This window comes from Candidatus Neomarinimicrobiota bacterium (assembly GCA_034716895.1).
In the GTDB taxonomy this organism is placed as follows: Bacteria; Fidelibacterota; UBA8477; order UBA8477; family JABMPR01; genus JABMPR01.
The window spans coordinates 1-2671 of sequence record JAYEKW010000142.1; the positions used below are offsets into that span (position 1 = coordinate 1).

A 2671-nucleotide genomic window follows, 5' to 3' on the forward strand; every position below is an offset into this window, starting at 1 on the left:
CTCTCCGTTTATGCTGCTCTGTTCGCCAAAACTGAATACCTGTTTGATATTAGTCGGAATATTTTTCATCCCATTCCGGATGTGGATTCCTGTTTTGTACGCTTCAGTTTCAAGGAAGCCCGACAAATTTCAGGTGAAACTGAACCCTACTTGCGACGGGTTGTCCGGACCGCCTTCAATCAACGCCGAAAAACCTTACGCAATAGTTTGAAATCAATTCTAAAGGATAAACCGCCCGTGGAAGATCAGTTTGATCTAGGTCTGCGTCCTGAACAACTCACCCCGAAACAATTTTTAAAGCTGACCAAAATTATTTTCACTCTCTAAGCGGTAATGTTTATCATGCTGCCTAACCTTTACACCCTCAAAGGAGCTACCATGAAACAAAAGCTTGTCTTGTTCGTGTTGATTCTGGGATTTTTAAACGTCAATTGCTTTGCCATGAGCAAGAATGATTCCGGACTTAAGTCAATCCAGTCCGACTTGAAGCTGCTTGAGATATGGATCAACGCCCAACAGGAATACCGGCACATTCCCGGTATCAGTGTTGGATTGATCTATGATCAAGAATTGATTTACAGTAACACTTTTGGCTACGCTGACCTTGAAAAAGAAACGCCTCTTTCTGATCATTCCTCTTTTCGAATTGCCTCTATCAGTAAAACCTTTACCGCAACAGCTCTCATGCAATTACGTGATGCCGGCAAATTGCGGTTGGATGATCCGGTTATAAAATATCTACCCTGGTTTCAGATCAAGCAAACTTATCCTGACCAGCCACCTATTACTATTCGGCAATTGCTGACGCACACTTCGGGACTGCCTCGCGAGGCTGCTTTTCCTTATTGGACGGATCACAAATTTCCAACGATGGATCAAATAAAAGCAACCATAGCGGATCAGGAAACGATTTTTCCACCGGCAACCCGTTTCAAATATTCTAATCTGGGGCTTTCGCTGGCTGGTGAGATCGTTAGTGTTGTATCTGGACTTTCCTTTAATGATTATGTTAAAACTCATATCTTTGACCCCCTGGGAATGAATGAAAGCACCACAGAGCCTGATCCTCAGTATCAACAGCGACTGGTAACGCCTTACTCTCACAGACTGGAGGGCATTTCTCACGCTACCATGGATTATAGTGAGATTCAAGGAGTTACCCCTGCAGCCGGTCTGGCTACCACTATTCCAGACCTGGCTAAATATGTCAGTCTGCAGTTTCGCGAAGATGACAATAGTGCCAACGCTGTGCTCAAGGGCAGCTCCCTGAAAGAGATGCACCGGGTGCAGTGGTTGCGTCCCGGTTGGTCTAGCGGCTGGGGTCTGGGTTGGGCTATATGGCACCGGTCTGGTAAGGATATAAATGGTCATGGTGGTTGGGTAGCCGGTAACCGCACCCAGGTCATGTTTATTCCAGAGGACAAGGTCGGTATCGTTGTATTTACCAATTCTGATGATGGGGAACCTGGTTTCATTGCGCGACACATCCTGGATTTTATGGGTCCTGTTCTGGTCGAGGCTTACGCCCCGGTTGCTGAACCCGCTTATGAATTTGACCCAGCCTGGGAGCAATACACCGGGACTTATTCAGACCCCTGGTATTTTGATACTGAGATAATGATATTAAATCAGAAATTGGTGATGAATACTTTTAGTTTTCCTCCAGAGGATGAGCCCAATAGTGAGATCATTGAACTAACACCAGAAGGCCTGCACACTTTTCGCATGACTGGTGATAATGGCAATGGGGAGTTGGTGGTGTTTGAGTTTGATGACGCTGGCAAAATATTTCAGGTCAAGCAGGGTAATAACTACATCTATCCTAAAGAGCAGCCCTGACCAATCATCTGTCAATATATTAAATCGGCAAAGGCTAGTCGCAAATTTCATTCATGAACTCAATTCCTGTTAGCCCTTCGAGCCTCAGGGAGACGAGTCTTGCTGGGGATCGAAGCATCATTCTGTACGACTAATCGCTGCCACATTAGTAGTAACGGTTTTGTATTGAATCTATCGACACACACAAATTAGAAAGATGCTCAAAGCCTGGTTAGTCCGACAAAAATTACGATTGCGATGATAAGGAAAAATATCTGAACTCCTGATCTATCTTTCTCATCCATAATCCAGTCCTCCTGACAACAGATCCGGGAATCTCGCTTGTGAGCTTCCTCTTGTATTGTCGGACATAAATATGCCGGGTTGAACTATTTCCGGAATGTTACCCGTCACATCATTAAAGGGGATGTGTTCTAGATCAAGGTTGGTGTTATACCCCAATTGACTCTCAATAAATTGGTTCCAGGTTCGAGTCCTGCCTGCCAGGTCGTAGCTCTGAGAGCGTAGACTGTGGCGGTGTACTCACCTGTGCTGAAGCTTTGGTGAGTAGGTAAGCCTGTGTGATCGAAGGTCAATTTCAGTACGCAGATACACATGAACCCTTGCAGAGAAGTATTTGTAAGGGTTTTGTTTTTCTTGACGGTGGTCATATGTATCCAAAATATAGTATGTGTATACCGGAGGGTCGAAAACAGTTGGGGTTCAGACAATAAAACTTTACAGGTATGTGAAATAATTATTGTATGGTACTACCCCTCAAGTGTATGTTTATACCATACGGAGGTTGATATGAATATACTTGCCGAAATACTCTCATCAAAAGTCCGAGCTG

At 44.6% G+C, this 2671-nt stretch carries 3 protein-coding genes; 2 read left to right on the plus strand and 1 reads right to left on the minus strand.

Translation table 11 applies throughout. The features are described 5' to 3' along the window. Together U9Q77_09010 and U9Q77_09015 are read left to right on the plus strand one after the other, a co-directional pair. Nucleotides 1–327, plus strand: a 327-nt coding sequence (locus tag U9Q77_09010; protein ID MEA3287496.1) for an rRNA adenine N-6-methyltransferase family protein, incomplete at its 5' end; no start/stop codon positions are given. A gap of 51 nt (nt 328–378) precedes the next feature. Next, the gene (locus U9Q77_09015) at nt 379–1839 is read left to right on the plus strand and encodes a serine hydrolase (protein MEA3287497.1); all 1461 of its coding nucleotides are present in this window, start codon (nt 379–381) and stop codon (nt 1837–1839) included. Nucleotides 1840–2252: 413 nt separating this feature from the next. Here U9Q77_09015 and U9Q77_09020 read toward each other — a convergent pair whose 3' ends face one another. After that, entirely contained in the window at nt 2253–2489 is a 237-nt protein-coding gene (locus U9Q77_09020) for a hypothetical protein (protein MEA3287498.1), read from the minus strand. Between the last annotated feature and the right edge of the window lie 182 nt (nt 2490–2671).

Coding starts and splice junctions, on each gene's coding strand:
- U9Q77_09015 (MEA3287497.1), top strand. CDS start 379: ATGAAACAAAAGCTTGTCTTGTTCGTGTTGATTCTGGGATTTTTAAAC.
- U9Q77_09020 (MEA3287498.1), bottom strand. CDS start 2,489: ATGACCACCGTCAAGAAAAACAAAACCCTTACAAATACTTCTCTGCAA.